The 26,158-nt window shown below is 70.5% G+C and carries 23 protein-coding genes and 1 pseudogene; 12 read left to right on the top strand and 12 right to left on the bottom strand.

Translation table 11 applies throughout. From position 1 onward, the window contains the following. The first annotated feature begins 1 nt into the window (after position 1). Complete coding sequence (locus tag ACIO1C_RS25890) at positions 2-1,042, top strand: LacI family DNA-binding transcriptional regulator (protein WP_401867456.1); 1,041 nt, start codon at positions 2-4, stop codon at positions 1,040-1,042. Positions 1,043-1,100: 58 nt separating this feature from the next. Here ACIO1C_RS25890 and ACIO1C_RS25885 read toward each other — a convergent pair whose 3' ends face one another. From ACIO1C_RS25885 to ACIO1C_RS25865, 5 genes are all read right to left on the bottom strand, one after another. Next, complete coding sequence (locus ACIO1C_RS25885) at positions 1,101-3,356, bottom strand: glycosyl hydrolase (RefSeq protein WP_401867332.1); 2,256 nt, start codon at positions 3,354-3,356, stop codon at positions 1,101-1,103. A gap of 182 nt (positions 3,357-3,538) precedes the next feature. Continuing rightward, the gene (locus ACIO1C_RS25880; protein WP_401867329.1) at positions 3,539-5,722 is read right to left on the bottom strand and encodes a 3-hydroxyacyl-CoA dehydrogenase NAD-binding domain-containing protein; all 2,184 of its coding nucleotides are present in this window, start codon (positions 5,720-5,722) and stop codon (positions 3,539-3,541) included. An 89-nt stretch (positions 5,723-5,811) separates the two neighbouring features. Beyond that, positions 5,812-7,026: an acetyl-CoA C-acetyltransferase gene (locus ACIO1C_RS25875; protein WP_401867326.1), complete on the bottom strand. Its 1,215-nt coding sequence runs from the start codon at positions 7,024-7,026 to the stop codon at positions 5,812-5,814. 117 nt (positions 7,027-7,143) lie between these two features. Further along, positions 7,144-8,268 (bottom strand): CaiB/BaiF CoA transferase family protein, encoded by a 1,125-nt coding sequence (locus ACIO1C_RS25870; protein ID WP_401867324.1) that lies wholly within the window; start codon positions 8,266-8,268, stop codon positions 7,144-7,146. 399 nt (positions 8,269-8,667) lie between these two features. Then, positions 8,668-8,820 carry a hypothetical protein gene (locus ACIO1C_RS25865; RefSeq protein ID WP_401867321.1) on the bottom strand — a complete coding sequence of 51 codons (153 nt, stop codon included), beginning with the start codon at positions 8,818-8,820 and terminating at the stop codon, positions 8,668-8,670. Positions 8,821-8,979: 159 nt separating this feature from the next. On the opposite strand from ACIO1C_RS25865, the gene ACIO1C_RS25860 reads away from it, so the two are divergent. Both ACIO1C_RS25860 and ACIO1C_RS25855 read left to right on the top strand, forming a co-directional pair. Beyond that, complete coding sequence (locus ACIO1C_RS25860; RefSeq protein ID WP_401867318.1) at positions 8,980-9,480, top strand: hypothetical protein; 501 nt, start codon at positions 8,980-8,982, stop codon at positions 9,478-9,480. Between the two features lie 131 nt (positions 9,481-9,611). Further along, positions 9,612-10,677, top strand: a pseudogene (locus tag ACIO1C_RS25855) (transposase); the annotation flags it as partial. A gap of 34 nt (positions 10,678-10,711) precedes the next feature. Here ACIO1C_RS25855 and ACIO1C_RS25850 read toward each other — a convergent pair. Next, positions 10,712-11,392, bottom strand: a complete 681-nt coding sequence (locus tag ACIO1C_RS25850; RefSeq protein WP_401867315.1) for an endonuclease V — start codon at positions 11,390-11,392, stop codon at positions 10,712-10,714. A 67-nt stretch (positions 11,393-11,459) separates the two neighbouring features. On the opposite strand from ACIO1C_RS25850, the gene ACIO1C_RS25845 reads away from it, so the two are divergent. Continuing rightward, complete coding sequence (locus tag ACIO1C_RS25845; RefSeq protein WP_401867312.1) at positions 11,460-11,759, top strand: YciI family protein; 300 nt, start codon at positions 11,460-11,462, stop codon at positions 11,757-11,759. Between the two features lie 40 nt (positions 11,760-11,799). Here the strand turns inward: ACIO1C_RS25845 and ACIO1C_RS25840 are convergent, their stop codons facing one another. Continuing rightward, on the bottom strand, positions 11,800-12,984 hold the full coding sequence (locus ACIO1C_RS25840; RefSeq protein ID WP_401867309.1) for a WD40/YVTN/BNR-like repeat-containing protein: 1,185 nt from the start codon (positions 12,982-12,984) through the stop codon (positions 11,800-11,802). Positions 12,985-13,173: 189 nt separating this feature from the next. On the opposite strand from ACIO1C_RS25840, the gene ACIO1C_RS25835 reads away from it, so the two are divergent. After that, positions 13,174-13,590 (top strand): SsgA family sporulation/cell division regulator, encoded by a 417-nt coding sequence (locus ACIO1C_RS25835; protein ID WP_161312318.1) that lies wholly within the window; start codon positions 13,174-13,176, stop codon positions 13,588-13,590. A 93-nt stretch (positions 13,591-13,683) separates the two neighbouring features. Here the strand turns inward: ACIO1C_RS25835 and ACIO1C_RS25830 are convergent, their stop codons facing one another. Both ACIO1C_RS25830 and ACIO1C_RS25825 read right to left on the bottom strand, forming a co-directional pair. Further along, positions 13,684-13,896: a DUF397 domain-containing protein gene (locus tag ACIO1C_RS25830; RefSeq protein WP_401867306.1), complete on the bottom strand. Its 213-nt coding sequence runs from the start codon at positions 13,894-13,896 to the stop codon at positions 13,684-13,686. Further along, on the bottom strand, positions 13,893-14,777 hold the full coding sequence (locus ACIO1C_RS25825) for a helix-turn-helix domain-containing protein (protein ID WP_401867304.1): 885 nt from the start codon (positions 14,775-14,777) through the stop codon (positions 13,893-13,895). The genes ACIO1C_RS25830 and ACIO1C_RS25825 overlap by 4 nt, the downstream gene beginning before the upstream one ends. 241 nt (positions 14,778-15,018) lie before the next feature. Here ACIO1C_RS25825 and ACIO1C_RS25820 point away from each other — a divergent pair, with 241 nt between their 5' ends. From ACIO1C_RS25820 to ACIO1C_RS25805, 4 genes are all read left to right on the top strand, one after another. Then, positions 15,019-15,312: a recombinase family protein gene (locus ACIO1C_RS25820; protein ID WP_401867301.1), complete on the top strand. Its 294-nt coding sequence runs from the start codon at positions 15,019-15,021 to the stop codon at positions 15,310-15,312. Beyond that, a complete protein-coding gene (locus tag ACIO1C_RS25815; protein ID WP_401867299.1) occupies positions 15,309-15,926 on the top strand; it encodes an ATP-binding protein in 618 nt (205 codons plus the stop codon). The genes ACIO1C_RS25820 and ACIO1C_RS25815 overlap by 4 nt, the downstream gene beginning before the upstream one ends. 206 nt (positions 15,927-16,132) lie before the next feature. Then, positions 16,133-16,909: a dimethylargininase gene (gene ddaH, locus ACIO1C_RS25810; RefSeq protein ID WP_401867297.1), complete on the top strand. Its 777-nt coding sequence runs from the start codon at positions 16,133-16,135 to the stop codon at positions 16,907-16,909. 254 nt (positions 16,910-17,163) lie between these two features. Beyond that, positions 17,164-18,138, top strand: a complete 975-nt coding sequence (locus ACIO1C_RS25805) for an acyl-ACP desaturase (protein WP_401867294.1) — start codon at positions 17,164-17,166, stop codon at positions 18,136-18,138. A 108-nt stretch (positions 18,139-18,246) separates the two neighbouring features. On the opposite strand, the gene ACIO1C_RS25800 is transcribed toward ACIO1C_RS25805, so the two are convergent. Together ACIO1C_RS25800 and ACIO1C_RS25795 are read right to left on the bottom strand one after the other, a co-directional pair. After that, positions 18,247-18,525, bottom strand: coding sequence for a WhiB family transcriptional regulator (locus ACIO1C_RS25800; protein WP_401867291.1), 279 nt, complete (start codon positions 18,523-18,525; stop codon positions 18,247-18,249). A 58-nt stretch (positions 18,526-18,583) separates the two neighbouring features. Continuing rightward, a complete protein-coding gene (locus ACIO1C_RS25795) occupies positions 18,584-19,381 on the bottom strand; it encodes a VOC family protein (protein ID WP_401867289.1) in 798 nt (265 codons plus the stop codon). A gap of 129 nt (positions 19,382-19,510) precedes the next feature. On the opposite strand from ACIO1C_RS25795, the gene ACIO1C_RS25790 reads away from it, so the two are divergent. Both ACIO1C_RS25790 and ACIO1C_RS25785 read left to right on the top strand, forming a co-directional pair. Then, the gene (locus ACIO1C_RS25790; protein ID WP_401867286.1) at positions 19,511-20,227 is read left to right on the top strand and encodes a TetR/AcrR family transcriptional regulator; all 717 of its coding nucleotides are present in this window, start codon (positions 19,511-19,513) and stop codon (positions 20,225-20,227) included. Positions 20,228-20,390: 163 nt separating this feature from the next. Continuing rightward, positions 20,391-22,436 carry an NAD-binding lipoprotein gene (locus ACIO1C_RS25785; RefSeq protein WP_401867284.1) on the top strand — a complete coding sequence of 682 codons (2,046 nt, stop codon included), beginning with the start codon at positions 20,391-20,393 and terminating at the stop codon, positions 22,434-22,436. A 10-nt stretch (positions 22,437-22,446) separates the two neighbouring features. Here the strand turns inward: ACIO1C_RS25785 and ACIO1C_RS25780 are convergent, their stop codons facing one another. Further along, a complete protein-coding gene (locus ACIO1C_RS25780; RefSeq protein ID WP_401867453.1) occupies positions 22,447-23,439 on the bottom strand; it encodes a multicopper oxidase domain-containing protein in 993 nt (330 codons plus the stop codon). A gap of 202 nt (positions 23,440-23,641) precedes the next feature. On the opposite strand from ACIO1C_RS25780, the gene ACIO1C_RS25775 reads away from it, so the two are divergent. Beyond that, a complete protein-coding gene (locus ACIO1C_RS25775; RefSeq protein WP_401867281.1) occupies positions 23,642-26,122 on the top strand; it encodes a ThuA domain-containing protein in 2,481 nt (826 codons plus the stop codon). Positions 26,123-26,158 lie beyond the last annotated feature (36 nt).

Here is a 26,158-nt window from a genome sequence, read left to right as displayed (position 1 = left end):
CTTGCCCGAGTCGCTCGCAGGGGCCCGGCCCACCCTGGAAGCCGTCGCCGCCCGAGCCGGTGTCTCGCGGGCCACGGCCTCGCGGGTGGTCAACGGTGGCGCGGGGGTGCGGCAGCCCCTGGTGGAGAAGGTGACCAGGGCCGTCGAGGAGCTGGGATACGTACCGAACCACGCGGCGCGCACCCTGGTCACCCGGCGGACCGGCGCGGTCGCGGTGATCATCGCCGAGCCGGAGATCCGCATCTTCTCCGACCCGTTCTTCTCCCAGCAGATCCGTGGCATCAGCAAGGAACTGACCGCGCACGACACGCAGTTGGTGCTGCTGCTGCTCGAAGGGCCCGGTGACTACGACCGGATCGCGCGGTATCTGGCGGGCGGCCATGTGGACGGCGCGCTCGCCTTCTCGCTGCACACCGACGACCCGATCCCCGCGATCACCCGGCGTGCCGGGATCCCGACGGTGTACGGCGGGCGGCCCAACTGGAGCGTGCCCTCCGAGCACCAGACCGTGCCGTACGTCGACGCGGACAACCGCGGGGGCGCGCGGGCGGCCGTCCGGTATCTGTGGGACCTGGGGCGGCGGCGGATCGCGCACATCGGGGGGCCGCTGGACCAGACGTCGGCCACCGACCGCCTCGACGGCTACCGCGACGTGCTGCCCGCCGGGGACCCGGCGCTGATCGCCGAGGGGGAGTTCACGGCCGCGAGCGGGGAGCGGGCGATGGCGGAGCTGCTGGAGCGGTGCCCCGACCTGGACGCGGTGTTCGCGGCCAACGACCTGATGGCGTCGGGCGCCCTGCGGGTGCTCAAGGAGCGCGGGCGGGCGGTGCCCGGGGAGGTGGCGCTGGTGGGCTTCGACGACATGGACTCGATCGCGGAGGGCACGGATCCGCCGCTGACCACCGTCCAGCAGGACATCGAGGGCCAGGGCCGGCTGATGGCCCGGCTGCTGCTGCGGGGCCTGGACCACGAGCGGGCGGGGGCCCCGGCCCCGGATCCGGTGATCACCCCGACGACGCTGGTACGGCGGGCCTCGGCGTAGGGCGTTGCGCCCGGCCGGGACCCGCCGCTGGATGTCGTGCCTGTTCGCTAGCTGGTCGCTACCTGCTCGCCGTCGAGCGGGCCGGGACCGTCAGTGTCGCCCCGTCCGAGAAGGTGACGGTCCTCGCCACCGACTCGAAGTTGTGCGCCGCGTAGGTCCGTACCCCGCCCTTCGAGAAGACGGCGGACGTCGGGATCGATCCGGTGACCGTGGCGTCCGGGGCGCCGACCGCGGCCAGGGTGTTGATCCAGTGGTACGTGTGCGCCTTGGACTCGCCCGCCTCGGGGCCGTAACCGGCGTTGCCCGCGTCCCACTTGGTCTTCGCGGTGGCGGGGGTGGAGAGCGCCTCGAACTCCCAGAGGATGTCGCGCCATTCGACGGCCGGGCCGCCGTTCTCCCGTTGCAGCTCGGCCAGGTTGCGGTTGATCGCGTCCTTCCTGCGGGCCAGGTGGAGCGAACCGCCCGTCACCGGGAGGACGTTGATGCCGTGGATCTCCTCCGGGTTGGCGGTCCACCAGGTGGAGTACGCGCCGCCGCTGCCCCACACCATGCCGACCGTGTCATGGCCGAAGGAAGCCGGGAAGACCTGCTGGTCGGCGTCGAACCAGTACTGGGCGATCGCCTCGGACTCCGTCGTCAGCAGATAACTGCCCAGGTCGCGCAGCTCGTTGTTGCCGGTGGCCGAGCCCCACAGCACCAGCGCGGCGCTGAGGTTGGTGGACTCCGACGACGACTCCTGGTTGTTGCCCGCGGCGAAGCCCTGGTGGCCCGAGGCCCAGCTGTGGCCCGCGTAGATGTCGAAGCCGCGCAGGAACGGGAAGTCGGCGTCGGTACGGCTCGGGTTGGCCGCGTCCCGTATCAGCGTCTTGACCATGCCGCCCCAGGCCGGGTCGGCGGCCCACGCCTGGTCGTACTGCGCGACGATCGCCGCCGCGTACACGTAGTAGCTGTAGTGGAAGTGATGGTCGTTCAGCTCGGTGTCGCTGCCGTACGAGGCCGGGTAGCCGATCAGCGTCTTCCACGTCCGGTCGTACGAGAACTCACTCGCGCCGCCCGCCGTGAACCACTCCTGGAGCCTGCCCTTGAGGAGTCCGAGGAGCTTGTCGCGGGTGGCGGTCTCGCCGATCTGGTCGGCCATGGGCACGAGTTGGGCGAGCTTGCCGAGTGCCTTGCCCGTCCAGTACGTGTCCCGCGCGCCGGAGAACGGGTCGGCCGCGTTCGCGACCTCGTTCAGGTAGCCCCTGAGGCGGGCCCGGTCGACGCCGGTCGAGGCGGGCAGCGTGGGCAGCACCCCGGAGCCCTGCTGGCTCGTGGTGAACGAGGCCGCTTCCCTGACCTTCATCGTGCCGCGCGGCGAGACGTAGGTGTACGGCGTCAACGCGTCGGTGGTGTACAGCCACTGGTGGCGGTAGAGGGCCTGGAGCGTGCCCGTCTCGGTGCCTTCCTGGGGCGCGGTGGTGAGGCTGTAGGTGGCTCTGACCGTGCCGCCCGTGTTGCTCCAGGTCACCTTGGAACCGGTCACGAAGCTGTACGCGTACTTCCGGTATGTGGCCAGGGCATCGGTGGAGGGCAGGACGGCGACCGAGAAGTAGTCCTTGGCGCCGAGCCCGGCCGTGACGGTGGAGCCGGAGACCGTCCAGTCGGCGCCGGTCGGCGCGAACAGCGCGTAGTGGTGGCCCGCGACGGTGATGCCGAGGACGTTGCCCTGGTCGGCGAAGACGGCGGGGGCGGCGGCGGTGGTGATCCGGGCGTCGCCGCCGGTGCCCTTGGCGTATACGAAAGGCAGGCCGTGGCCGATGGTCGCGCGCAGGGTGCGGGCGCCGTCGGACCAGTAGGGCGTGACGGTCCAGTCGGACCACGCGTCGGCCTTGGTGTCGGCGGAGTTGAGCCCGGTCAGCCCGAGGGTGAGGTCGCGCTTGTGCGCGTACTCGTACTGCCGGCCGTCACCGCTGACGGTCGGCGCGGTCGGATACCCGACCTCCAGACCGCCGGCCACCGCCTGGTACGTGAGCGGATGACCGTACATCGGCGTGGACCAGGGGTTGTCGGCGTAGCGCTGGAAGGCCAGCGAGGACCACCAGTCATTGGTGGGCAGCGGCTTGGCCCGCGCGGCCGGGGTCACCTTGGGGGTGACCGGGGTCCCGGTCCCGGTGGTGGGCCCGGAGGTCCCCGCGGGACGCGTGTCGGTGTAACTGCCGGAGCCCACGGGCACGGTGGCCGCCGCGGCGGGCGTGGCCGTGGGGACCAGCCCGACGGCGGCGAGCGCGGTGACAAGAACCAGCGCGGACACGGGCCGGGCACGGGAGAAGGACATGGACGGCACCTCGAAGACATGGGGGGAAGGGTCGTCGGAGAGCGCTCTCTCAGGTACAAGGAACGTAAAACTCTTGAAATGGAAGTGTCAATACAGCTGACACACAAGGAAGTTGTGAGTCATGACCGATCCCATCCGGATCCCCTGACACCCACCCCCTGCGGCGTCCCCCCGGACGCTCCCTACCCGTCCGTGAACCTCTCGCCCTTCGTCGCCTTTTCGACCAGCAGGGCGGGCGGGGTGAAGCGTTCGCCGTAGCGTTCCGCCAGCTGCCGTGCCCTGGTGGCAAATCCGGCCGGGCCGCCTTCGTAGCCGTTGATGTACTGGAGCACCCCGCCCGTCCACGCCGGGAAGCCGATGCCCATGATCGAGCCGATGTTGGCGTCGGCCACGGACGTCAGGACGTTCTCCTCCAGGCAGCGGACGGCGTCCAGTGCCTCGGAGAACAGCATCCGTTCCTGGAGGTCCGGGAAGGGGACCTCGGCGCCCGCCGCCGAGGCGAAGTGCTCGCGCAGGCCCGGCCAGAGGCGGGTACGGGTGCCGTCCTCCGCGTACTCGTAGAAGCCGGCCCCGCCGCCGCGTCCCGGGCGGCCGAACTCGTCCACCATCCGGTCGATCACGGCGTCCGCCGGGTGCCCGGTCCACGTACCGCCGGCCTCCTCGACCGCGCGGCGCGACTCCCCGCGGATCCTGCGCGCCAGGGTCAGGGTCAGTTCGTCCATCAGGGCGAGCACCTTGGCCGGGTAGCCGGCCTGCGCGGCGGCCTGTTCGACCGACGCGGGCTCGATGCCCTCACCGACCATGGCGACACCCTCGTTGATGAACTGCCCGATCACCCGCGAGGTGAAAAAGCCGCGCGCGTCGTTCACGACGATCGGGGTCTTCTTGATCCGGCGGACCAGGTCGAACGCGCGCGCCAGGGCCTCGTCACCGGTCCGCTCGCCCCTGATGATCTCGACCAGGGGCATCTTGTCGACGGGTGAGAAGAAGTGCAGCCCGATGAAGTCGGCCGGGCGCGCCACCCCTTCGGCGAGCGCCGTGATGGGCAGCGTGGAGGTGTTGGAACAGAGCAGCGCGTCCGGCGCGACGATCTCCTGGATCTCCTGGAACACCTTGTGCTTGAGCGCCGGGTCCTCGAAGACCGCCTCGATCACCGTGTCACAGTCCGCCAGGTCGGCGGGGTCGGCGGTCGGGGTGATGCGGGCGAGCACCCGGTCCCGTTCGGCCCCGGTCGTACGGCCCCGGGAGACCGCCTTCGCGAGGACCTTCGCCGCGTGCGCCTTGCCCCGTTCCGCCGCGTCCTGGGTGACGTCCTTCAGCAGCACGTCGAGCCCGGCGCGTGCGCACGCGTACGCGATGCCCGCGCCCATCATCCCGGCGCCGAGGACCGCGACCTTGCGGGCCTCGCGCGGCGGGACCCCGCGCGGGCGGCTGCCGCCGGAGTTGACGGCCCTGAGGTCGAAGAAGAACGCCTGGATCATGTTCTTCGCGGTCTGTCCCGTGACCAGCTCGGTGAAGTAGCGGGACTCCACGGTCTGCGCCGTCTCGAAGTCGACCTGCGAGCCCTCGACGGCCGCCGCGAGGATGTTGCGCGGGGCGGGGAAGGGGGCCCCGGCGAGCTGCTTGCTCAGACTGGCCGGGAACGCGGGGAGGTTGGCGGCGAAGCGCGGGCTGGACGGGGTGCCGCCGGGGATGCGGTAGCCCTTCTCGTCCCACGGCTGCCGGGACTCGGGGTGGGCGTCGATGAACGCGCGCGCCCGGTCCAGCATCTCCTCTCGGGTGGCGGCGACCTCATGGACGAGACCGTTGTCGAGGGCGCGGCGCGGGGAGTACTGCGTGCCCTGGAGCAGCACCTTGAGCAGGGCGTCCGTGATGCCCAGGAGCCGTACCGCACGGGTGACCCCACCGCCTCCGGGCAGCAGTCCGAGCGTGACCTCGGGCAGGCCGATCCGGGAGCCCGGCGCGTCGAGGGCGATGCGGTGGTGGCAGGCGAGGGCGATCTCGTAACCGCCGCCCAGGGCCGCGCCGTTGAGGGCGCCGACGACGGGCTTGCCGAGGGTCTCCAGGCGCCGCAGGGCGCGCTTCATGGCGAGGCCGCCCTCGAAGATCCGCCGGGCGTCACCGGGGCCCGCCTTGATCATGTCCTTGAGGTCGCCGCCGGCGAAGAAGGTCTTCTTGGCGGAGGTGACGATGAAGCCGCGGACGCTGTCCTTCTCGGCCTCGGCGCGGTCGGCGGTCGCGACGAGGGACCGGCGGAACGCCTCGTTCATCGTGTTGGTGGACTGGCTCGGGTCGTCCAGGACGAGGGTGACCACGCCGGTGTTGTCCTGCTCCCAGCGGATGGTGGGGGACGCGGACTCGTTCATGCTGCTGCTCCGTTGCTCCGTAGGGGTCGGGACGGGCCGGACGGAAAGAAGGGGGGTGAGGACGTGGGGCGCGGGGCGGGACCTGCGGCTCAGAGGCGTTCCACCACGGTGGCCACTCCCATGCCGCCGCCCACGCAGAGGGTGGCGAGGCCGTACCGCTTGTCCTGGCGTTCCAGTTCGTCCACGAGCGTGCCGACGAGCATTGCGCCGGTCGCGCCGAGGGGGTGGCCGAGGGCGATGGCCCCGCCGTTGACGTTGACCTTGTCGAGCGAGATCCCCATCTCCCCGACGAATCGCAGGACGACCGCCGCGAAGGCCTCGTTGATCTCCACGAGGTCGATGTCGCCGATGGTCAGCCCGGCCTTGGCGAGGGCCTTGCGGCTGGCGGGGGCGGGGCCGGTGAGCATGATGGTGGGCTCGGATCCGGAGACGGCGGCGGAGACGATCCGGGCGCGGGGCGTGAGCCCGTACCGCTCCCCGATCTCCCGGGAACCGATCGCGACGAGGGCGGCGCCGTCCACGATGCCGGAGGAGTTGCCCGCGTGGTGGACGTGGTCGATCGCCTCGACCCAGTGGTACTTCTGGAGGACGACGGCGTCGAACCCGCCCGCCTCGCCGATCCCGGCGAACGAGGGCTTGAGCGCGGCCAGGGTGTCTGCGGTGGTGCCGGGGCGGAGGTGCTCGTCGTGGTCGAGGACGGTGAGTCCGTTGCGGTCCAGGACCGGCACGACGGAGCGCTGGAAGCGCCCTTCCTTCCAGGCGGTGGCGGCCCGTTCCTGGGACAGCGCGGCGAATTCGTCCACGTCGCGGCGCGTGAAGCCGCCGAGGGTGGCGATCAGGTCCGCGCCGATGCCCTGCGGGGCGAAGCCGGTGGCGAGGTTGGTCATCGGGTCCATCGCCCACGCGCCGCCGTCGGAGCCCATCGGGACGCGGGACATGGATTCGACCCCGCCGGCGAGGATCAGGTCCTCCCAGCCGGAACGGACCTTGGCGGCGGCGAGGTTGACGGCTTCGAGCCCGGAGGCACAGAAGCGGTTCTCCTGCACCCCGGCCACGGTGTCGGGGAGTCCGGCGGCGATGGCGGCGATCCGGGCGATGTCGGAGCCCTGGTCGCCGAGCGGGCTCACGACGCCGAGCACGATGTCGTCGATCGCGGCCGGGTCGAGGCCGGGGAAGCGGGCCCGCATCTCGTGGATGAGGCCCACGACGAGGTCGATCGGCTTGGTGCCGTGCAGGGCGCCGTTGGCCTTGCCGCGGCCGCGCGGGGTGCGGATCGCGTCGTAGACATACGCTTCGGTACTCACGGCAACTGCCTTTCCGGAGACGGTCACAGGGGCGGGGGCAGGTGGTCCGGCGGGTGGTTCAGCAAGTGGCTCGGCGGGGGTCCACCGGGTGGTTCAGCGGGTGGTTCACCGGGTGGTTCACCGGGTGGGCAGGTCCCAGTCCCGGGCCACCTCGGCGGTGTCGGCGCCGGGCAGGGCGGGCGATCTGCGTACGGATCCCGGCGTGGCGGAGAAGCGCGGCGCGGGCGCGGGCTGGGTGACGCCCGCGTGCTCGGTGAAGGTGGCGCGAGTGGCGAGATGCGGGTGCGCGGGGGCCTCACGCAGGGTCAGTACGGGGGTGACACACGCGTCCGTCCCCTCGAAGACCGCCGTCCACTCCGCGCGTGTCCTCTCCTTGAAGCGGGCGGCGACGGCGGCGCGCAGCTCGTCCCAGCGCCCGAAGTCCTTGCGGGCGGGGACGTCGTCCTTGATGCCGAGCAGCTCGATGAACAGGTCGTAGAACCGGGTCTCCAGCGCGCCGACCGCCATGTACGCGCCGTCGGCGGTCTCGTACGAGCCGTAGAAGGGGGCGCCGCCGTCCAGCAGGTTGCCGCCGCGCCGGTCCTGCCAGCCGCCGGCGGACATCATGGCGTGGATCATGGTGGTGAGGTGGGCGGTGCCGTCGACGACGGCCGCGTCGACCACCTGGCCCGCGCCGTCCGGGGTCCTGGCGTGCTGGAGGGCGGCGAGCAGCCCGATGACGAGGTAGAGCGCGCCGCCCGCGTAGTCACCGAGGACGTTGGCGGGGAGCGCGGGAGGCTCGTCGGCCTTGCCGATCATGGAGAGCGCGCCGGAGAGGGCGATGTAGCCGATGTCGTGCCCGGCGCTCTGGGCGAGCGGGCCGTCCTGGCCCCAGCCGGTCATCCGGCCGTACACCAGGCGGGGGTTGCGGGCGAGGCACTCCTCGGGGCCGATGCCGAGCCGTTCGGCGACCCCGGGCCTGTTCCCCTCGATCAGCAGGTCCGCCCGCTCGACCAGGTCGAGGACACGGGCGGCGCCGTCGGGCGACTTGAGGTCGATCAGTACGGAGCGCTTGTTCCGGTTGGTGAGGTCGGCGGCGGGGTCGATGCCGAGGCCGGTGCCGCCGGGACGGTCCACCCGTACGACATCGGCACCGAGGTCGGCGAGCGTCATGGCGGCGAACGGCCCGGGCCCGATGCCGGCCAGCTCGACCACACGTACACCCGCCAGCGGACCGATTCCCGTCGCTGCCGCGTGGGCCATGGGGGCTCTCCTCAACACTGGGGCACAGCCGCTGGAACAGCCGTGAGGGCAGGAACGGGCACCACGCCGCACAAGCCTTCCGGCCAGAGCAAGCGCTCAGCCCTGATTCCCGATAGTACGAGGGATACGCCGCCGATCCGGTCCCCGGCTCCCGGGTCGGCGTGGATTCGGCCGAGGTCCGCGGCTCGGAAACCGCTTCGGATCCTCGGGTTTCCCGGTCGCCGACGGGCGGGGATGATCAGCCGAAGCCCCGGAACAGCTCTTCGAGGCAGTCCTCGGGCCCGCTGGTGAGCGGGGCGGGCGTCAGGTCGGTGCGGCCCCGGTTCGCGTCCAGGACTCGCCCGTACAGGGACGAGCCACGGTCCGACTCGCGCCTCTCAATCCCCCGCGGTGGCAGGACTAGTCCAGGCCGTAGGAGAGGAGAGCCACGACGGATATCGCCGCGATCGTGCCCACCAGCATCAGGACGCCCGCGACGACCGTCACGACGGTGAGAGCGCGCTCGGCCTTGCTGGGTTCCACCGGTCCGGCGCAGAACTGCTCGTTAGTCATGCACCCAGGCTGCCTGGCGGTGGCGCGGTGCGATATCCGTACAGATACTCAGCTTGTTCTTCAACCTTCGTCCGGCTCCTGGCGGGGTGGCCGGCGGCCCCGGGAGTGACCAGTCGAATCGGGATGCGCTGGTCTGCGGTGCAGTTGCATACTCACCAGATGGCCTTGTTCTCCGGTCGGTTCCGCGATCCGCGCAGTACCGAGTACGACTTCATCAGCTCGATCATTGTGCGATGCCCCAGTTGCGCGAAGGCCGCTCGGGTCGTTCCAGCGCCCGAAGACTGCGATCCCAGCGGGCGGATGCTGTTCAGGCCGCGACGTCTGGTCTGTGGTAGCTGCGGACTGTCACGGGTGTGGAGCGGTCGTCATGTCACGCTCTCCCGTGGCACCGCTCAACCCGCGACGGATCCGTATTTCGGTATGCCGCTGTGGCTCCAGATTGAGACCCGGCATGGGTGGTTGTGGGCCTACAACCTCGAACATCTCGACCTGATCCGCCGCTTCGTCCAAGCGTCGCTGCGCGAACGAGCGCCCTGGTACGACACCGGACAGAAGATGACTTTGGCCGCCCGCCTCCCGGTATGGATCAAGCGCGCGAAGAACCGGGACGAGGTCCTGCGTGCCGTCAGCCGGATCCATGCCTCGCTGGTTGCCGCCTGAGCTGCACAAAAGGCGTCCGAACGCCGCTCGAACTTGATCTCTGGCTATGCGGTTCAGCTGACGTGGGGGCGGCCTTCGTCTGATCATGTGCTCCGACCAAGGTGCACGTGAACGAGACGAAGGCCGTGAGAGTGAGTCTGCTGCCTGATGCTGGTCGGAGGGAAGCGTTCGCGGAGGCGTCACGCTTCCGGGGCGAGTTCTACGAGTGTCTGACCGCTCGGCGCGATGAGTTGTTCGAACTGGGCGGACGCGGTGCTGTGCGCGGACGGCGCGGTGAAGTCCCCGGTGGACTTGACACTGCTGCCCGAGCACCGTCGTGGGCACGGAGCGATGTACGGCGGCCTGAACCACGGCCGGATCGACGTCGGCCGGCTGCGGACGGTGCTGGCCGGCCCGCCGCTGCCGCGTTTCGACGGCGGACGCCTGGTCTTGGCAGTCGACGTGTCGCCATGGCTTCGCTCGGATGCACCGTGTTCGGCAGAGCGCCTGTTCTGCCACGTCTACGGCCGGGCGAAGACCGCCTCGCAGTTCGTCCCCGGCTGGCCCTACTCCTTCGTGGCCGCGCTGGAGCCGGGCGCCACGTCCTGGACCGCGCTCCTGGACGCGGTCCGGCTCGGCCCGGCAGACGACGCGACCGCGGTCACCGCCGCCCAGCTCCGAGGGGTCGTTGAACGGCTCGTCTCCGCCGGCCAGTGGCAGGTGGGGGACCCGCCTATCGTGATTGTCAGCGATGCTGGCTACGACGTCACCCGCCTGGCCCGGGTTCTGCGCGACCTGCCGGTCGAGCTGGTCGGCAGGGTCCGCTCCGACCGGGTGATGCGGCTGCCGAAGCCGACGCGGATGCCCGGCGTCAGCGGCCGGCCGCCCAGGCACGGACCGGAATTCCGGTTCACCCAGCCGGAGACCTGGCCCGAGCCCGCGATCACCACGGTCACCGCCACCACCAACTACGGCAAGGCTGAGACCCAGGCATGGGACCGGGTCCACCCCCGGCTCACCCACCGCTCCTCATGGCTCGACCACGACGGTGAACTTCCCCTGGTCGAGGGCACGTTGATGCGGCTGAAGGTCGAGCACCTCTCCAAGGACCGCGAAGCACCGCCGGTATGGCTGTGGTCCTCCAAGACCGGCGCCGGCATGCAGGACGTCGACCGCTGCTGGCAGGTCCATCTCCGCCGCTTCGACGCCGACCCCACCCGGGCAGCTGACCCCCGCCCGTGTCCGCCGAACGTTAGGCGGTCGCCTCGCGCAGCGCTCGGCGGCAGAGGGCGTCGGCTCGGCGGGTGGTTTCCGGGAGGCGGTAGTCGGCAGCGAGCCAGAGAGTGTGGGCGCAGGCTGTGGGGAGGGTGACGCGGTGGCCCACCGAGACGAAGACCGGTTTGACGGCCTTCTGGGTGCGCAGCGCACGGCCTACCTCTTCGGTGTCGTCCGCCAAGAGCGGGGTGGAGTCGCCGCGCTCGACGCCCGGTTCGTCGTACGTGAACAGGAACGGGTTCTTCGCGACCCCGATCACCGGCAGCCCCGTGACCACGCCGAGGTGGCTGGCGAGGCCGAAGCGGCGGGGGTGGGCGCGGCCGTAGCCGTCGCAGACCACCAGGCCGGGCGGCGAGGTGAGCGCCGCGAGGGCGGCCAGGACGGTCGGGATCTCGCGGAACGCCAACAGCCCCGGCACGTACGGGAAGGTGACGCGGCCGACCGCGGTGGCCTCGTCGACCACGGTGAGGGTCGCGGCGTCCAGGACCACGGCCGCCGCCACGACGACGTCCCGTTCGTCGTCGTACGCCACGTCGACGCCGGTCACCAGGCCGGTGCCGGGCTCCGGTCCCGGCTCGTCCAGGACGACCAGCCCGCGCAGTTCGTCCTGGACGGCGCGGGCCGCCGTCTCGTCGGCGGGCATCTCGAACGGTGTCATGATCCGTCATTTTAGGGATCCGCCATTCCAGGGCGTGGTCCGGAGGCGGTTGGTTAGTCTGGTGATCATGTTCGTACTCGAATTGACCTACACCGCGCCCGTCGAGCGGGTGGACGCCCTGCTGACCGCCCATGTGTCGTGGCTCGACGCCCTGTACGACTCCGGGGTCTTCCTCGTCTCCGGCCGCAAGAACCCCCGCGACGGCGGCGTGATCCTGGCGGTGGGCGGCGACCGCGCGGAGATCGAGCGGCTCGCCGCGACGGATCCGTTCGTGACCGGCGGGGTGTGCGCCTACCGGATCACGGAGTTCGCCGCGACGAAGGCCGCCCCCGCGCTCGCCTCGTACCGCGAGGAGCTGCCCGGGTAGTGCGGCCGGGCCGAATCTCCGTCGCCGGCCGCCCCCGTCCTCAGCGTTTCGCCGGTGCCAGCCGGGCCACCCGCCCCTTCTCCCCCGCCGCCCAGCAGCCCAGGTCCGGGGTGCAGTCGACGGTGTCGTACGAACCGGTGTCGACCGTGCGCCAGGTGCGGCCGCCGTCCGTCGTCAGGTCCGTCCCCGTCGGACCGACCGCCAGGGCCGCGGAGCGGCTGTACGGGAGCCACGCCACGCCCGAACGGTAGGCGGGCGGCGGGGTCGTGGCCTGCCGCCAGGTGCGGCCGCCGTCCCCGGTGACCGACGCGGCGCGCGGTGACGCCTGGTCGGCGCGGTAGTCGCCGCCGACCGCCAGACCGTGCTTCCGGTCGCGGAAGGCGAGGCCGAAGACACCCCGCGCCGGATCGCCGGCCGGGATGGTGGAGTCGGTGACCGTCCAGTGCAGACCCCGGTCGGCGGAGTGCAGCACCCGCGCCGTCGCGGCGCCGCCCGTCGCCAGCCAGACGTCCTTCGGCCCCGACGCGACCAGGCACTGGCCGCTCGCCGCGAACCCGGCCTCGCCCGGCAGGGCGGCCGGCATGCCCGCGTCCGGCAGGACCTTCCAGGACGCACCGCCGTCCTGGGTGGACAGGATGCGGAACTTGCCGTCGACCGGATCGCTCATGGCGAGCCCGTGCCGGCTGTCGAAGAACGTGACGCAGTCGTAGAAGGCGCGGGCGTCGGTGTTCCGGAAGGACTCGGTCCAGCTCTTGCCGCCGTCCTCCGTACGGAAGATGCGGGACGCCTCGCCCTCCCCGATCGCCAGCGCCACCGCGCGCCGCCCGTCGAACGCCTCGATGTCCCGGAACTCCAGCTCCGCCTCCGCCGCGCCCGCGGGCGACACGTCACGCCAGGTGCGGCCTCCGTCGGAGGTGCGCAGCACGGTGCCCTTCGAGCCGGCGACCCAGGCGCTCGTACGGCTGACGGCGGCCAGGCCGCGGAACCGCGCGTCGGTGCCGGTGTCGGTCAGCCGCCAGTCGAGCGCCCCGCCGCCGGTCCGCTCCGGGCCCTCCGGCGCCCCGCCCGCGCGGTCGGCGCGTGACGTACCGTCCGGCCGTGCGTCCGGCCGTGACGCGCCGTCCGCCTGGGCCGGTACGGCGAGCGCGGCCGCGAGTGCCGTACCGCTCACCCCGACTGCCAGTCCCGCCAGCACCGTTCGCCGCAACTTCCCCATGGGTCTCATGGCGCTGGAAGCTAGCCCACCCGCCCGGCGCCGTCCAGAGCGGGCCGTCCCGGCCGCGACGGGCGGCGCCGTCGAAGAGGTGACGCAGGTCACTCTCGATTTCGAGCACGGATCGGGGCTCCCGGCCGTCTTCCAAGTAGCAGTCGACCGTTCGCGGTCCATGTCAGATCCGTCGAAGGGGAGCACGCCGTGTCACCCGTCATCGAACAGGCCGTGCAGGCCCGGCTGGTCGCGTCCGTGCCCCGCATGGAGACCGTCCCCGCGACGCTGCACTACGACCAGGGGGACCCCTTCGCGGTGCGGATGGCGTTCCCACCCCCGGCGACGCTGGAAGGCACTGACGTCACCTGGGAGTTCTCCCGTGAGCTGCTGGCGCTCGGGATGACAGAACCGTGCGGGGTGGGGGACGTGCGCGTGCGCCCCTTCGGGTACGGCAGGACGGTCGTGGAGTTCCACGCCCCGGAGGGGACGGCGATGGTCCACCTGCGGACGTCGGAGCTGCGCCGCTTCCTGGAACGTACGCAGGGGCTGGTGCCCGTCGGCCGCGAGCACCTCTATCTGGACCTGGACCACGACCTCAAGGTGCTGCTGCGCGACGCCTGCTGAGGCGCGGTCGCGAAGGGTCGTCGCCGGACACCAGGAAGCGCCCGACCGAAGTGGCTGATCGGGCGCCCTTGGGCCGCGCACGGCCGGCCGCGGCTAACGCCGCCTGAACTCGCCGTCCACCACCCCGCTTTCAAAGGCGGCCCACTCTCCGGGGGTGAAGACGAGCGCCGGGCCGTTTCCGCTGTCCTTGGTGTCGCGCATGGCCACGCGACCATCGTCAAGAAAGGCGACTTCGACGCATTGGCCGTTGTTCTGGGATCGGCTGGACTTACGCCACACCGCGCCCGTGAGCTCTGAACTCATCATTGCGCAAACTCCTTTGCCGCTTGTAGAAGCATGTTCTGCGTGTCCTTGGCGTTCAGAGCCGCGTCCCAGATCGACGTGAACGCCTGGTCGTACCGCTCGATCTCTTGCGGCTTGTCGAGGTACAGATCGCCGGTGAAGCCCTCCATGTAGACGGTGGGTGGCTCCATCGGGTGGCCGTCGCCGTTGACAGGAAATCGCAAGATGGTGAATGGCCCGGACATGAGTCCATGGTGCAAGCCCGCTGCGAACGGCACGATCCGCAGTGAAACGTTCGGCAGTTCCATCGTCTCCGCCAGGCGATGCAACTGGCGAGCCATTACCTCACCTCCGCCGACCGGTTGCCGGAGCACCGCTTCACCGAGCGCCAGTTCCAAGGTAGGCGGCGCGGTCACCCTGGTCAGCAGTTCCTGTCGCGCCAAGCGGACGTGCACGCGCCGTTCGATCTCGTCATGGTCAACGCGAGGGTTGTCCTTCTGGATCAACGATCGGGCGTAGTCCTCCGTCTGAACAAGACCCGGCACCAGGTCCTTGATGTACTGACGCAGGCTCGCAGCCGCCCCTTCCAGCCCGATGAAGAGGTCAAAGCCTTCCGGGATCACATCGCCGTAGGCGTGCCACCAGCCCCGGTTCTTTGTCTCCTTGGCCAGACCCATCAGCCCCTTGGTCAACTCGGCGTCAGCGCCGTACACACGACACATGGCCTCAACATCCAGGCTGCGCATGGACGTTTGCCCGGTCTCAATGCGCCAGATCTTCTGATCCGACCACTCGAGAGCCGTCGCCGCCGCACGTACGGTCAACCGCGCGCGATTGCGCAGCTCACGCAGGTGTCGCCCCAGTTGACGGCGGGGCACGGTCGAACCGCTTGCCACTTCCACCACTTGGCCTACCTCTGATCTGGAGTCAATCTTACATCCGAAATGGAAGCACACACATATCCATTGTGGAATGGGAGACGCATGTTCGATGATTCTGTTTCCAGATTTCCAATCTGGAGTGTTGCAGATTCGAGTAATCCAATGCTTCACTCGGTAACCCCACAGAACCCCTGCGAACACACTGCGTGACCGCAGGCACGGCAAGGGAGACCGAAGCGCGATGGATCCGCTGATCTTTGGCTACATGCGTGTGCCCGACGACATGAGCGACGAGGAGGCGAAGCAGAAACAGGACGAGCTGAACACTTACGCCGAAGCCAACGGCTTCCAACTGGCGACCGTGTTCTACGAGTACGTGCCGGGAGCACATTCGGCGTTCACGGAGTTGGTCGCGGCGGTCGGGCACGCCGAGGCGAAACACGTACTCGTGCCCTCCTACCGGGAGTTAGCACTCAACAGGTCGCTCCAGGACGCCATGCTGACGCACCTGTCCTACGTCACCGGCGCAGAGGTCATCAGCCTGGACGAGTGCTCATGACGATCCAGGAACCGCCGTACCGGACCCAGAGCGTGCACTTCCTCGACCAACTGTCCCTGTCCGCAGTGCGGTCGGCTGTCTCGACATCGCGTCACTTCCTCCGGCTCTCCCTGCCCAAGTGGGAGTCGGTCTTCATCGAGGACGACGCTCTGCTGATCGCCTCGGAACTGGTCACCAACGCCATCGCGGCCACCGGAACACTGACGAAGAACCCGGGGTGGGACCGGCGGGAGAAGTCCCCTCTCGTCACGGTCCGCCTCATCGGCCTGCGGGACAGCGTCGTCATCGAGGTGTGGGACGCGTCGGACGCACCACCCGTGCTCAAGCGGGCCGACGACGACGCCGACCACGGGCGCGGGCTTCTGCTCGTACAGCGGCTCGCCGAGCGCTGGGGTTCCTGCCCCGCCGAAGGCGGCAAGGTGGTCTGGGCCGAGCTGGCCGTTCGTCCGCCACACTCGGCGCCGCTACCGCGACGGCGGTCATCGGCGCGGCCTGCCGCCGGGCCGGACGCCGGCCCGGACGCGGGGCCGGACGCGGGGCCGGACGCGGGGCCGGACGCGGGGCCGGATGTCGCGCTGCTGCGCCGCGTACTCACGGGGCTCGAAACGGCCTGACGGCTTCGACCGCCGTACCGGACGCGGCCCCACGGTCACGCGTCGGGCGGCACGCCCGCCACCCACCTCCGGAAGGATCTGGCACATCCGTAGCACCGTGGGGCATTCCATCGCGGTGGTACGCCGGGTCATGATGGGCGCGACCGGCCCCGTCACACACCGGGCCCTTCACGAACCGGACCCTTCACGGACCTGGAGAATCGCCCGTGCCCAGCAGGAAAGCCTTGATCCGCCGCCCAGGACCGCTCCTCGCCGAGGGCCTGGTCACCCATCTCGAACGCACTCCCGTCGACACCGAGCTGGCCCTGCGGCAGTGGGAGCGGTACGTCGAGACACTGCGCGAGCACGACTGGGAGACGGTCGAGGTGGCACCGGCCGACGACTGCCCGGACGCGGTGTTCGTCGAGGACACCGTCGTGATGTTCCGGAACGTGGCGCTGATAGCCCGGCCGGGCGCCGCCTCCCGCAGGCCCGAGACCAGCGCGGTGGAGGAGGAGCTGGGGCGGCTCGGCTGCTCGGTGAACTGGGTGTGGGAGCCGGGCACACTGGAGGGCGGTGACGTCCTCAAGATCGGCGACACGATCTACGTGGGGCAGGGCGGCCGGACGAACGCGGCCGGTGTGCAGCAGCTGCGTGCGGTGTTCGAGCCGCTGGGCGCGCGCGTCGTGGCCGTACCGGTGAGCAAGGTGCTGCACCTCAAGTCCGCGGTGACGGCGCTGCCCGACTCCACGGTCATCGGGTACGAGCCACTGGTGGACGTGCACTCCGTCTATCCGCGCTTCCTGCCCGTCCCCGAGGAGGCCGGCGGGCACGTGGTGCTGCTCGGCGGCGGGAAGCTGCTGCTGGCGGCGAGCGCGCCCAGGACGGCGGAGCTGTTCACCGATCTCGGCTACGAGCCGGTGCCGGTGGACATCAGCGAGTTCGAGAAGCTCGAAGGGTGCGTGACCTGTCTGTCGGTGCGGCTGCGGGACCTCTACACCTGAAGACACCTGAATCGGCGTCCGCACCTCACGCGGCGTCGGTCACTCCCTGAGAGCGGCGGGCAGGCCCGGAACGGCGGAACAGAGGCACATTCACCCGGTAGATCCGTATTTGTTCGCCGGTTCATCCCCGCAGGTCAGCACCTCCGGGACGGTCCGTGGTTCCCGAGGCTTGGCCTGCGGCTTACCGTGCCTTTAACCTACGGTCTCGTAACCTACGAATCCGTAGGTAATACCTCCCGTCCCCAGGAGCACCCGTGACGATCACCTCTCCCCACCTCGGCAGTTCGGACGCGTGGACCGACGCGCGACTGCTGTACGCGCTGGAAGAGGTCGTGGAGAAGGAACTCAACCGTCATCTCAAGGTGGCAAAAGACTGGATGCCGCACGAGTACGTCCCCTTCTCGGACGGCCGCAACTTCACCGGGATCTTCGAGGACGGTGAAGCCTGGGACCCCGCTCAGTCCAAGGTCACCGACATCGGCAAGATCGCGCTTGTGGTCAACCTCCTCACCGAGGACAACCTCCCCAGCTACCACCACGAGATCGCCTCCCTCTTCGGCCGCGACGGAGCGTGGGGCACCTGGGTGCACCGCTGGACCGCGGAGGAGGGCCGGCACGGCATCGTGATGCGCGACTACCTGCTCACGTCGCGGGCCGTCGACCCGGACAAGCTGGAGCAGTTCCGGATGACGCACATGTCGGAGGGCTTCACGTCCGACAACCGCCACTCGATGCTGCACTCGGTGGCGTACGTGGCGTTCCAGGAGCTGGCGACCCGCGTCTCGCACCGCAACACCGGCCACCAGTCGGGCGATCCGGTCTGCGACCGGATGCTGGCCCGCATCGCCACGGACGAGAACCTGCACATGGTCTTCTACCGGAACCTGCTGGGCGCGGCCTTCGAGATCGCCCCCGACATGACCATGCAGGCCGTGCGTGACGTGGTCGTGGACTTCCGGATGCCGGGACACGGCATGCCGGGCTTCGAGCGCGCGGCCGCGCAGATGGCCATAGGTGAGATCTACAACATGCGGATCCACCACGACGACGTGCTCCAGCCGGTGCTGCGCTACCTCAAGGTTTTGGACATCGACGGGCTCGGCGCCGAGGGTCTCAAGGCGCAGGAGGAGCTGGGGTTGTACATGGGCGGGCTGGACACAGAGGCCAGCAAGTTCGACGAGAAGCTCGCGGCCCGCAAGGCACGGATGGCGGCGCGCGCGGCCGGCTGATCCGGAGCCGTTCACCTGTCACTTCTGCCGGCCGGGCGTGCTGTCACGCCCGGCCGGCGGGGTGGTCGCGCTGTAAGGCGGGTAAGGGGGCGGTGGCAGGGTCCGGTGTCACGCGCGGTTCCTGCGCAGGCGCTGGCGCTCCTTCTCGGAGAGTCCGCCCCACACGCCGAACCGCTCGTCGTTGTCGAGCGCGTACGACAGGCATGCCTCGCGGCCCTCGCACGCGCCACAGAGCTGTTTGGCCTCGCGGGTGGAGGAGCCGGGGGCGGGAAAGAAGAAGTCCGCCCCGGTCTGGGCGCACAACGCGCTCTCCTGCCAGGAGAGTTCACGTTCCAGGCTGATGACGCCGTTCGTGGTGGTACTGGTCCCCGTGGTGTTGATCGACATGCGCCACAGGCTGCCGTACGGCGATAAACATCTGATGGACGAAAGATCGCCGGCTCCGTCAGATCACCGGCGTGACGCCCTGCATGACCGCGAAGGACGCCCCGTACGGATCCGTGAGCTTCGCGAACCGGCCCACGCCCTCCAGATCGACCGGTGGCGTCCGGACCGTACCGCCGAGTGTCCGTGCCCTCGTGACTGTAGCGTCGCAGTCCGTGACCGCGAAGTAAAGAAGCCAGTGCGGGTCACTGTCCGCCTCGGTCGGGTCGGAGCCGAGCGGTACGAAGCCTCCGAACATGGCGTCCGAACCCTGGCCCGCGGGATTGACCATCCGGTACGTGCCTTTGCCGCCCGGGATCGGCATGCTGATCGCCTCCCAGCCGAAGACCGCGCTGTAGAAGCTGAACGCGGCGTCCTCGTCCGGGGTGTACAGCTCGCCCCACGTGAGAGCGCCCGGCACGTTGACCAGGTCGAGACCCTTGTTCCCGCCGGGCTGCCAGACCGCGAAGCCCGCGCCCGCCCGGTCGGTGAAGACCGCCATCCTGCCGAGGTCCATGACGTCCATCGGCCCGTACACGACGGACCCGCCGCCCTCCTCGACGGCCTTCGCCGCGGCCTCGGCGTCGGGCGTCTGGAAGTACAGCGACCAGGCCGGCGGCGCCTGCCCCTCCGGAACCGGCATCACACCGGCGACGGTCCCCCCGCCCAGCTGGAACATGCCGTAGCCGCCCGTGTCGGACCCCGCCGACACGTACTCCCAGCCGAAGACGCCCCGGTAGAAGCCGATCGCCCCCTCCAGGTCGGGTGTGGCGAGATCGGTCCAGTTGGGGGAGCCTGTGACAAACGGGGTGGTGAGCATGGCGCGCGCTCCTTCATGGGGTCCCTCGGGTCCCTGGTGCCTGTTTTCCGAGTCTCCTCCCGATGCCGGGCGACCGCACCGCGCCCGCGCACGATGACCGCACGACCGTGCGTTCAGTAGACTGGACGGATGAGCGGCACACGGACGGACGGAACGGCGGCCGGGGGCGGCGCCGGGCGGGCCGGACACAGGGACGGGCGCGTCGAGCGCGGGAACCGGACACGCCGGCTGGTGCTCGACCGCACGATGGACGTGGCGTCGGTGGAGGGGCTCGAAGGCCTCTCCCTGGGCCGTATCGCGACCGAGCTGTCGCTGAGCAAGAGCGGGGTGTTCGCCCTCTTCGGCTCCAAGGAGGAGCTCCAGCTGGCGACGGTACGGGCGGCCGTGGACGTCTACGTCGCGCATGTCGTACGGCCCGCGCGTGAGCTGGCGCCGGGGGCGGAGCGGGTGTGGGCGCTGTGCCGCAACTGGCTGCTGTACTCCGCGAACCGCGTCTTCCGCGGCGGCTGCTTCTTCTACGGTGTCTCGGCGGAGTTCGACGCGCGCGGCGGCCCGGTGCACGACGCGATCGCCAAGGCTCGTGCGGACTGGGTGAGTTACGTCGAACGCACCCTGGACGCGGCGCGGCGGGCGGGCGGCCTCGTGGCGGGCACGGACGTGCCGCAAGTGGCCTTCGAGATCGTCGCGTTGATGGAGGCGGCCAACGCGCGGTCGGTGCTGCACGGCGAGACGATCGCGTACGAGCGCGCGGGCCAGGGCATCCTGCACCGGCTGCGCGGGGTGGCGACCGATCCCGGGGCGCTGCCGGAGGGGCCCGGGGAGATCGGGGTGCCGGAGACGGCGTGATCCGGCCGGTGGCCGAGACCGGTACGCGGTGGGCGCCCCCGCACGAAAGAGTGAACCGGTCCCCGGACACGGCGTGTTCGGCCGCCGGAGGCAGCACTGTGCAGGGGCGGGCGACCAGCTCCACACCCGCCGCACCGGCACCGGCACAGGGGAAGGGGTGGGAGTGGCACGCACCCAGGGGAGGGGCCCGGTCTCGCTGCGGGACCGGGCGCGCTACCGGTTCGACCGCACGCTGGCCCGCAGCACCGGCACACTGATGGGCTGGCTGATGCTCACCTGCCTGGCCGTCGTCGTGCCGGTGAGCGCACTGCTGGTGTGGACGGACCCCGATGCGCCGCACTCGCTGTCGGGCCGGCTGACGGCGGCGTGGCGGACCAGCGCGGAGACGCTGCGGCTGGGCGCGATCTCCGGAACGCCGCTGCGCATGGTCCTGTCGGCGCTGCTCGGACTGGTCGCCCTGCTGTGCGTGTCGACCCTGATCGGAGTGATCACCAACAGCCTGGCCGAACGGATGGCGGAGTTGAGCCGCGGGCGGTCGACGGTTCTGGAGCACGGCCATGTGGTGGTACTCGGCTGGTCCGACCAAGTAGCCACTGTTGTAGCAGAGTTGGTCGCGGCACAGGCCTCCCACCGGTCCCGGGCCATCGTCCTGCTCGCCGACCGGGACAAGACCGGGATGGAGCGGGCACTGGCCGCCCGGGCCGGCCGCGCCCGGCTCATCTGCCGCAGCGGTCCGCCGAGCGACCCCGCCGTACTGGCACTGGTCAGCCCGCGGACGGCGAGCACCGTGCTGGTGCTGCCCCCGGGCGGGCCTGCGTCCGACCCCGAGGTTTTGCGGGTCCTGCTCGCGCTGCGCGCGGTCGCCGGCGAGGGGCCGGACGGCCCACCGGTGCTGGCGGCGGTACGGGACGACCGTTACCGCGCGGCGGCCCGGCTGGCCGGGGGGCCACGCGCCACGATCCTGGAGACGGACGCGGTCACGGCCCGGCTCGTCGCGCAGTGTGTCGGCCGCCCCGGTCTCTCCCTCGTCCTGCGCGACCTCCTCGACTTCGCCGGTGACGAGTTCCACCTCACCGACGCCGCCGCGTTCTCCGGCGCTCCTTTCGGTACGGCACTGCTGGGCCACGCCGACTCCTGCGTGATCGGGCTGCTCACCCCGCAGGGCCGTACCCTGCTGAACCCGCCCGCCGACACGACGGTCACACCGGGGAGCCGGCTGATCGTCCTGGCCCGCGACGAGGCCGGCGCGGGGCCGGAGGACTGCCGGCACCTCGTCGACACGTCGGCGATCGCCGGGGACCGGCCACCGCCGGAGAATCCCGCGCACCTGCTGATGCTCGGCTGGAATCGCCGGGCTCCCCTGGTCGTGGAGCAGCTCCGGCACACGGCCAGGCCCGGTTCCGTCCTGGACATCGTGACGGACCGGGCCCTGCCGGGGCCACGGGAGCCGGAGGCGGTAGCGGCGACGGCTGCGGGGGCGGACGCGGAGGCGGCGCAGGGCGTGGACCGGCTGGCCGTTCGGTTCCGGTCCGCCACCCTGTCGCGGCCCGAGACCCTGCTCGGGCTCGACCTCGCCCCGTACGACGGTCTGGTTGTCCTCGGCCCCGACCCCGGCGACGGACCGGACCGGCCCGACGACTGGACGCTGGTCGCCCTGCTGGCGCTGCGACTGCTGGAGGAACGGGCCGGAGGGCGGGAGTTACGGGTTGTCAGCGAGCTCACCGACGACCGCAACCGCCCCCTCGCACCCGTCAACCCCGGCTCCGACGTCATCGTCAGCGGCGAACTGACCGGACTGCTCATGGCGCAGATCGCGCAGAACCACCATCTGGCCCCCGTGTTCGACGAGTTGTTCTCCGCCGAGGGCAGCCTGCTCTGCCTGCGTCCGGCGGGGACGTACGTGCGCGTGGGGTGCGAGGCGACCTTCGCCACGGTCGTGGCCGCCGCCCGCGACCGCGGCGAATGCGCCATCGGCTACCGCCGTCACGACCGGCGGACGTCGGCGCCCGACTACGGGATCCGGCTCAACCCACGCAAGGGGGAACGACGTGAGTGGGGTGCCGGGGACCACGTGGTGGTCGTCACGACCGACCCGACCGTGCCCGCCCGGGCGGCTGAGACCGTCCGGGCCCCCGCGGCCGGCTCCGTCCGGGAGGACGGGGAAGGACGTCCACCGGAGAAGGGCCGCCCCGAACCGGAAACCCGCTGACACGCGCCCCTCAGTGGCCCGTGTGATCCCCGTCCGCCGGGGTTCCGGGGTGGTGCGGTTCGTAGCCCGGGATGGTGCCGTCCGGTTTGGCGACCAGGAAGAGTCCCGCCATCCCCATGTCCGAGTGGCTCTGGACGTGGCAGTGGTACATCCACGCGCCCGCGCCGACGTGTTCGCCCGCGATGATCTGGAAGCCGAACGAGTCGGCCGGCCCTGTGATCTTGTTGTCGACCACGCGGCTCGGGTCGTCGGGTCCGGTGAGCAGGCCCGTCCTGTTGTCCGCCCAGCGGTGACCGTGGATGTGGAACGTGTGGTAGTACTCGCCGTGCGTGATCATGATGACCTCGACACGATCCCCCACCGTGGCCTCGAAGTTGGGCGTGGCGGCGCCGGTCTTGTTGTTGATCGTCATGTCGTTGAAGACGATCGTGAACTGCTTGTCGGGCAGGATGTCGCCCTTCCGGCGCACGACGACGGGGCCGTACAGACCCTTGCGGATGCCGCCGGTGCCGTGGTCCGTGCCCACGACGTGGTCGTGGTAGTGCCAGTACCCCGCGCTGCCCGGCCGCCAGGTGCCGTCTGGGCGCTTGCCCGGCGTGTGCGTGCGCCAGGTGTACGTCCGGGTCGCGCCGGGCTCCACGTGGCTCCGGTTCATCCGGGTGCCGTCGCTGGCGACGTCGTAGTCCACGCCGTGGACGTGGAGGCTCGCCGCCACGTCCGTCGTGTTCTCGAACTCGATGTGGAGGGTGTCGCCCTCGGTCAGCTCGATCAGCGGACCCGGGACGGTCGCCGCGCCCTTCTCGAAGCCGTAGCCCAGCTGACCGTCCGCCAGCTTCTCGGCGTACAGCTTGAGATGGCGCACCTGGCCCCCGGCGGGCGCGGTGGGAGGCGGCGCCTCCGCCGAACTCGCGGCGGGCGCGGACGCCACCGACAACGAGGCCGCTCCGGTGGCGGCGACCGCACCGCCCGCCAACAGGCGCCGGCTGAAGCTCCTTCTGTCCATGGCCATAACGAACTCCCCTGTGCCGTAAGGAGATGGACGGGGCGCAGGAGTCCCCGGGGACGGCCACACGGTAGAGCAGTGATCTTCGTTTATCCACACTCAGGACAAAGTTGGTGGGATTCCGTCCATAGCTATTGGCTGACCGCCGAAAGACGTCTAGCTTCAAGCGCTGTTGCTGTGACCAAAGTTGGGTGGGTGAACAATGCAGCGCGCACCACATCACCGGTCAAGATCCAGGCGCGGGGCGGCCGCTTTCCTGGTCGCCGGCACCATGGCGGCGTCCCTGCTGGGCGGCACCGCCGCCACGGCGAGACCGTTCCCTGAGCCGCCACCGACAGCCTTGGCCCTTCCGTCGCCGCCGGGCGGCCAGAACGTCAAGGTCCTCGTGTTCCACGCCTCGGCCACCGAGGAGTCACCGCTCGTCAACGCCGGGATCGAGGCCATCGAGGCCATCGGCCTCGCGGGACCGGCGGCCGGGCGCTTCAAGACCGAGGCCACGGACGACGGTTCGGTCTTCACCAACGAGAAGAAGCTCGGCAAGTACAACGCGGTCGTCTTCCTCACCGGCGGCGGCGACGTGCTCGAACCGGAGCAGGAGGCCGGTCTTGAGTCGTACGTGGAGGCCGGCGGCGGCTTCCTCGGCATCCATGACGCGGCCCGTACCGAGCCGTACTCCGACTGGTTCACCGGCCTGATCGGCGCGCGGCCCGCGGCCACCAGCCCGGCCACCGTGCAGCGCGCGACCGTCGAGGTCGCCGACCGGGTGAATCCGGCCACGAAGAGCCTTCCCGTGGAGTGGAAGCGGCCCGACAAGTGGATCAACTGGGCGACCAACCCGACCGGCAAGGTGCACACCGTCGCCAAGGTCAGGGAGAGCAGTTACCGGCCGGGTGCGGGCGCCAACGGCGTCGACCACCCGGTCTCCTGGTGCCGTGACTACGACGGCGGCCGGTCCTTCTACACCGGGATGGGCGGTACGGCCGAGTCGTACGCCGAGACCGACTTCCGCGAGCACCTGCGCGGCGCCCTCCAGTGGACCACGCGCCTCTCGCGCGCCGACTGCAAGGCGACCATCGACGCCAACTACACGGCGGCGAAGGTGACCCAGCCCAACCAGGCGGGCCAGCAGGACCAGATCGGCGAGCCGCACGGCCTGGTCGTCGCACCCGACGGGCGCGTGCTGTACATCGGCCGCGGCGGCGGGGCGAACGGCGCTCCCGTCGTCACCGACTGGAACAACCCGGAGATGGGCAAGGGCCTCGGCCAGGTCCACATCTACGACCCCGTGACCAAGAAGGTCACGCTCGCGGGCGCGCTGACCGTCTTCGGCAACAAGGGCGGCGGCGACGAACTCATCAAGGTCGAGGAGGGGTTGCTCGGCATCGAGCTGGACCCCGCCTTCGCGACCAACGGCTGGGTCTACCTGCACTACACCCCGCACTCCGGGCTCGACCGTGACAAGCGGATCGCCGAACGGCGCGTCTCGCGCTTCACACTGGACCCGGCGACGAACAAGCTGGACCTGGCGTCCGAGAAGGTCCTGCTCAAGTGGCCCGTACAGGTCAACAGCTGCTGCCACGCCGGCGGCGGGATGGCCTGGGACTCGAAGGGCAACCTCTACATCGCGACCGGCGACAACAACTCGTCCGGTTTCAGCGACGGTTACTCGGGCAACAACCCGCAGCCCAACTACAAGGGCCTGTCGTTCGCGGACGCCCGCAGGACCGCGGGCAACACGAACAACCTCAACGGCAAGATCCTGCGCATCCACCCGCAGCCCGACGGGACGTACACCCTGCCGGCCGGGAACCTCTTCACAGGTGAGGAGCAGGACGAGGGCGGCGACAAGACCCGGGGCGAGATCTATGTGATGGGCGTGCGCAACCCGGCACGCATCTCGGTCGACCAGAAGACCGACATCCTCTACGCGGGCTGGGTCGGCCCCGACGCGGGCGCCCCGAGCACAACGTGGGGTCCCGCGAAGTACGACACGTTCGCGGCGATCACCAAGGCGGGCAATCACGGCTGGCCGTTCTGCATGGGCAACAAGCAGCCGTACCGGGACCGCAACCTCCCCGACCCGACCAAGCCGCTGGGCTGGTACAACTGCGACGCTCCGAAGAACGAGTCCCCCAACAACGACGGCCTGGTGAACCTGCCTCCCATCACGGGCAATACCATCTGGTACTCCCCGCAGGGCGGCGGCCCCGACTTCCCCCGGGACGCCAACGGCGTACCCAGCTACAAGGCCGAGGAAGGCACCTTCCTGCTGCCGTGGCTCAAGGGCGGCGGCCAGGCCACCATGGACGGCCCGCTCTACCGCTACAACGCGGCGACCGCGACGGCCGACGCGTGGCCGGAGTACTGGGACGGCAAGTGGTTCGTCGGTGACTTCTACGACGCCGACAATCCGCGCCACGCGGTGCTGACCGATCCCAAGACGGTCGGCAAGGGCGGACTGCCCATCACCGCCGAGTCGTTGAAGAAGATCATCCCGGTCGGCAACGGCGGCATCCGCAACCTCATGGACTGGAAGTTCGCGCCGGACGGCTCGCTCTACGTCCTGGACTACGGGCGCGGGTTCTTCACCTCCGACTCCCAGTCCGCGCTGTGGCGTGTGACGTACAAGGGCGGCGAGGCGACGCCCGCCGCCGCGGATCTGGCCAGGAAGGCGACTCAGTGAGACACCCATCAGTGAGACACCGGCCTCTACGCCTGT

It is taken from the genome of Streptomyces sp. NPDC087420 (assembly GCF_044744165.1).
Lineage (GTDB): Bacteria > Actinomycetota > Actinomycetes > Streptomycetales > Streptomycetaceae > Streptomyces.
The sequence above is the reverse complement of the archived record's forward strand: the minus strand, read 5'-3'. Positions and strand labels throughout refer to the sequence as shown.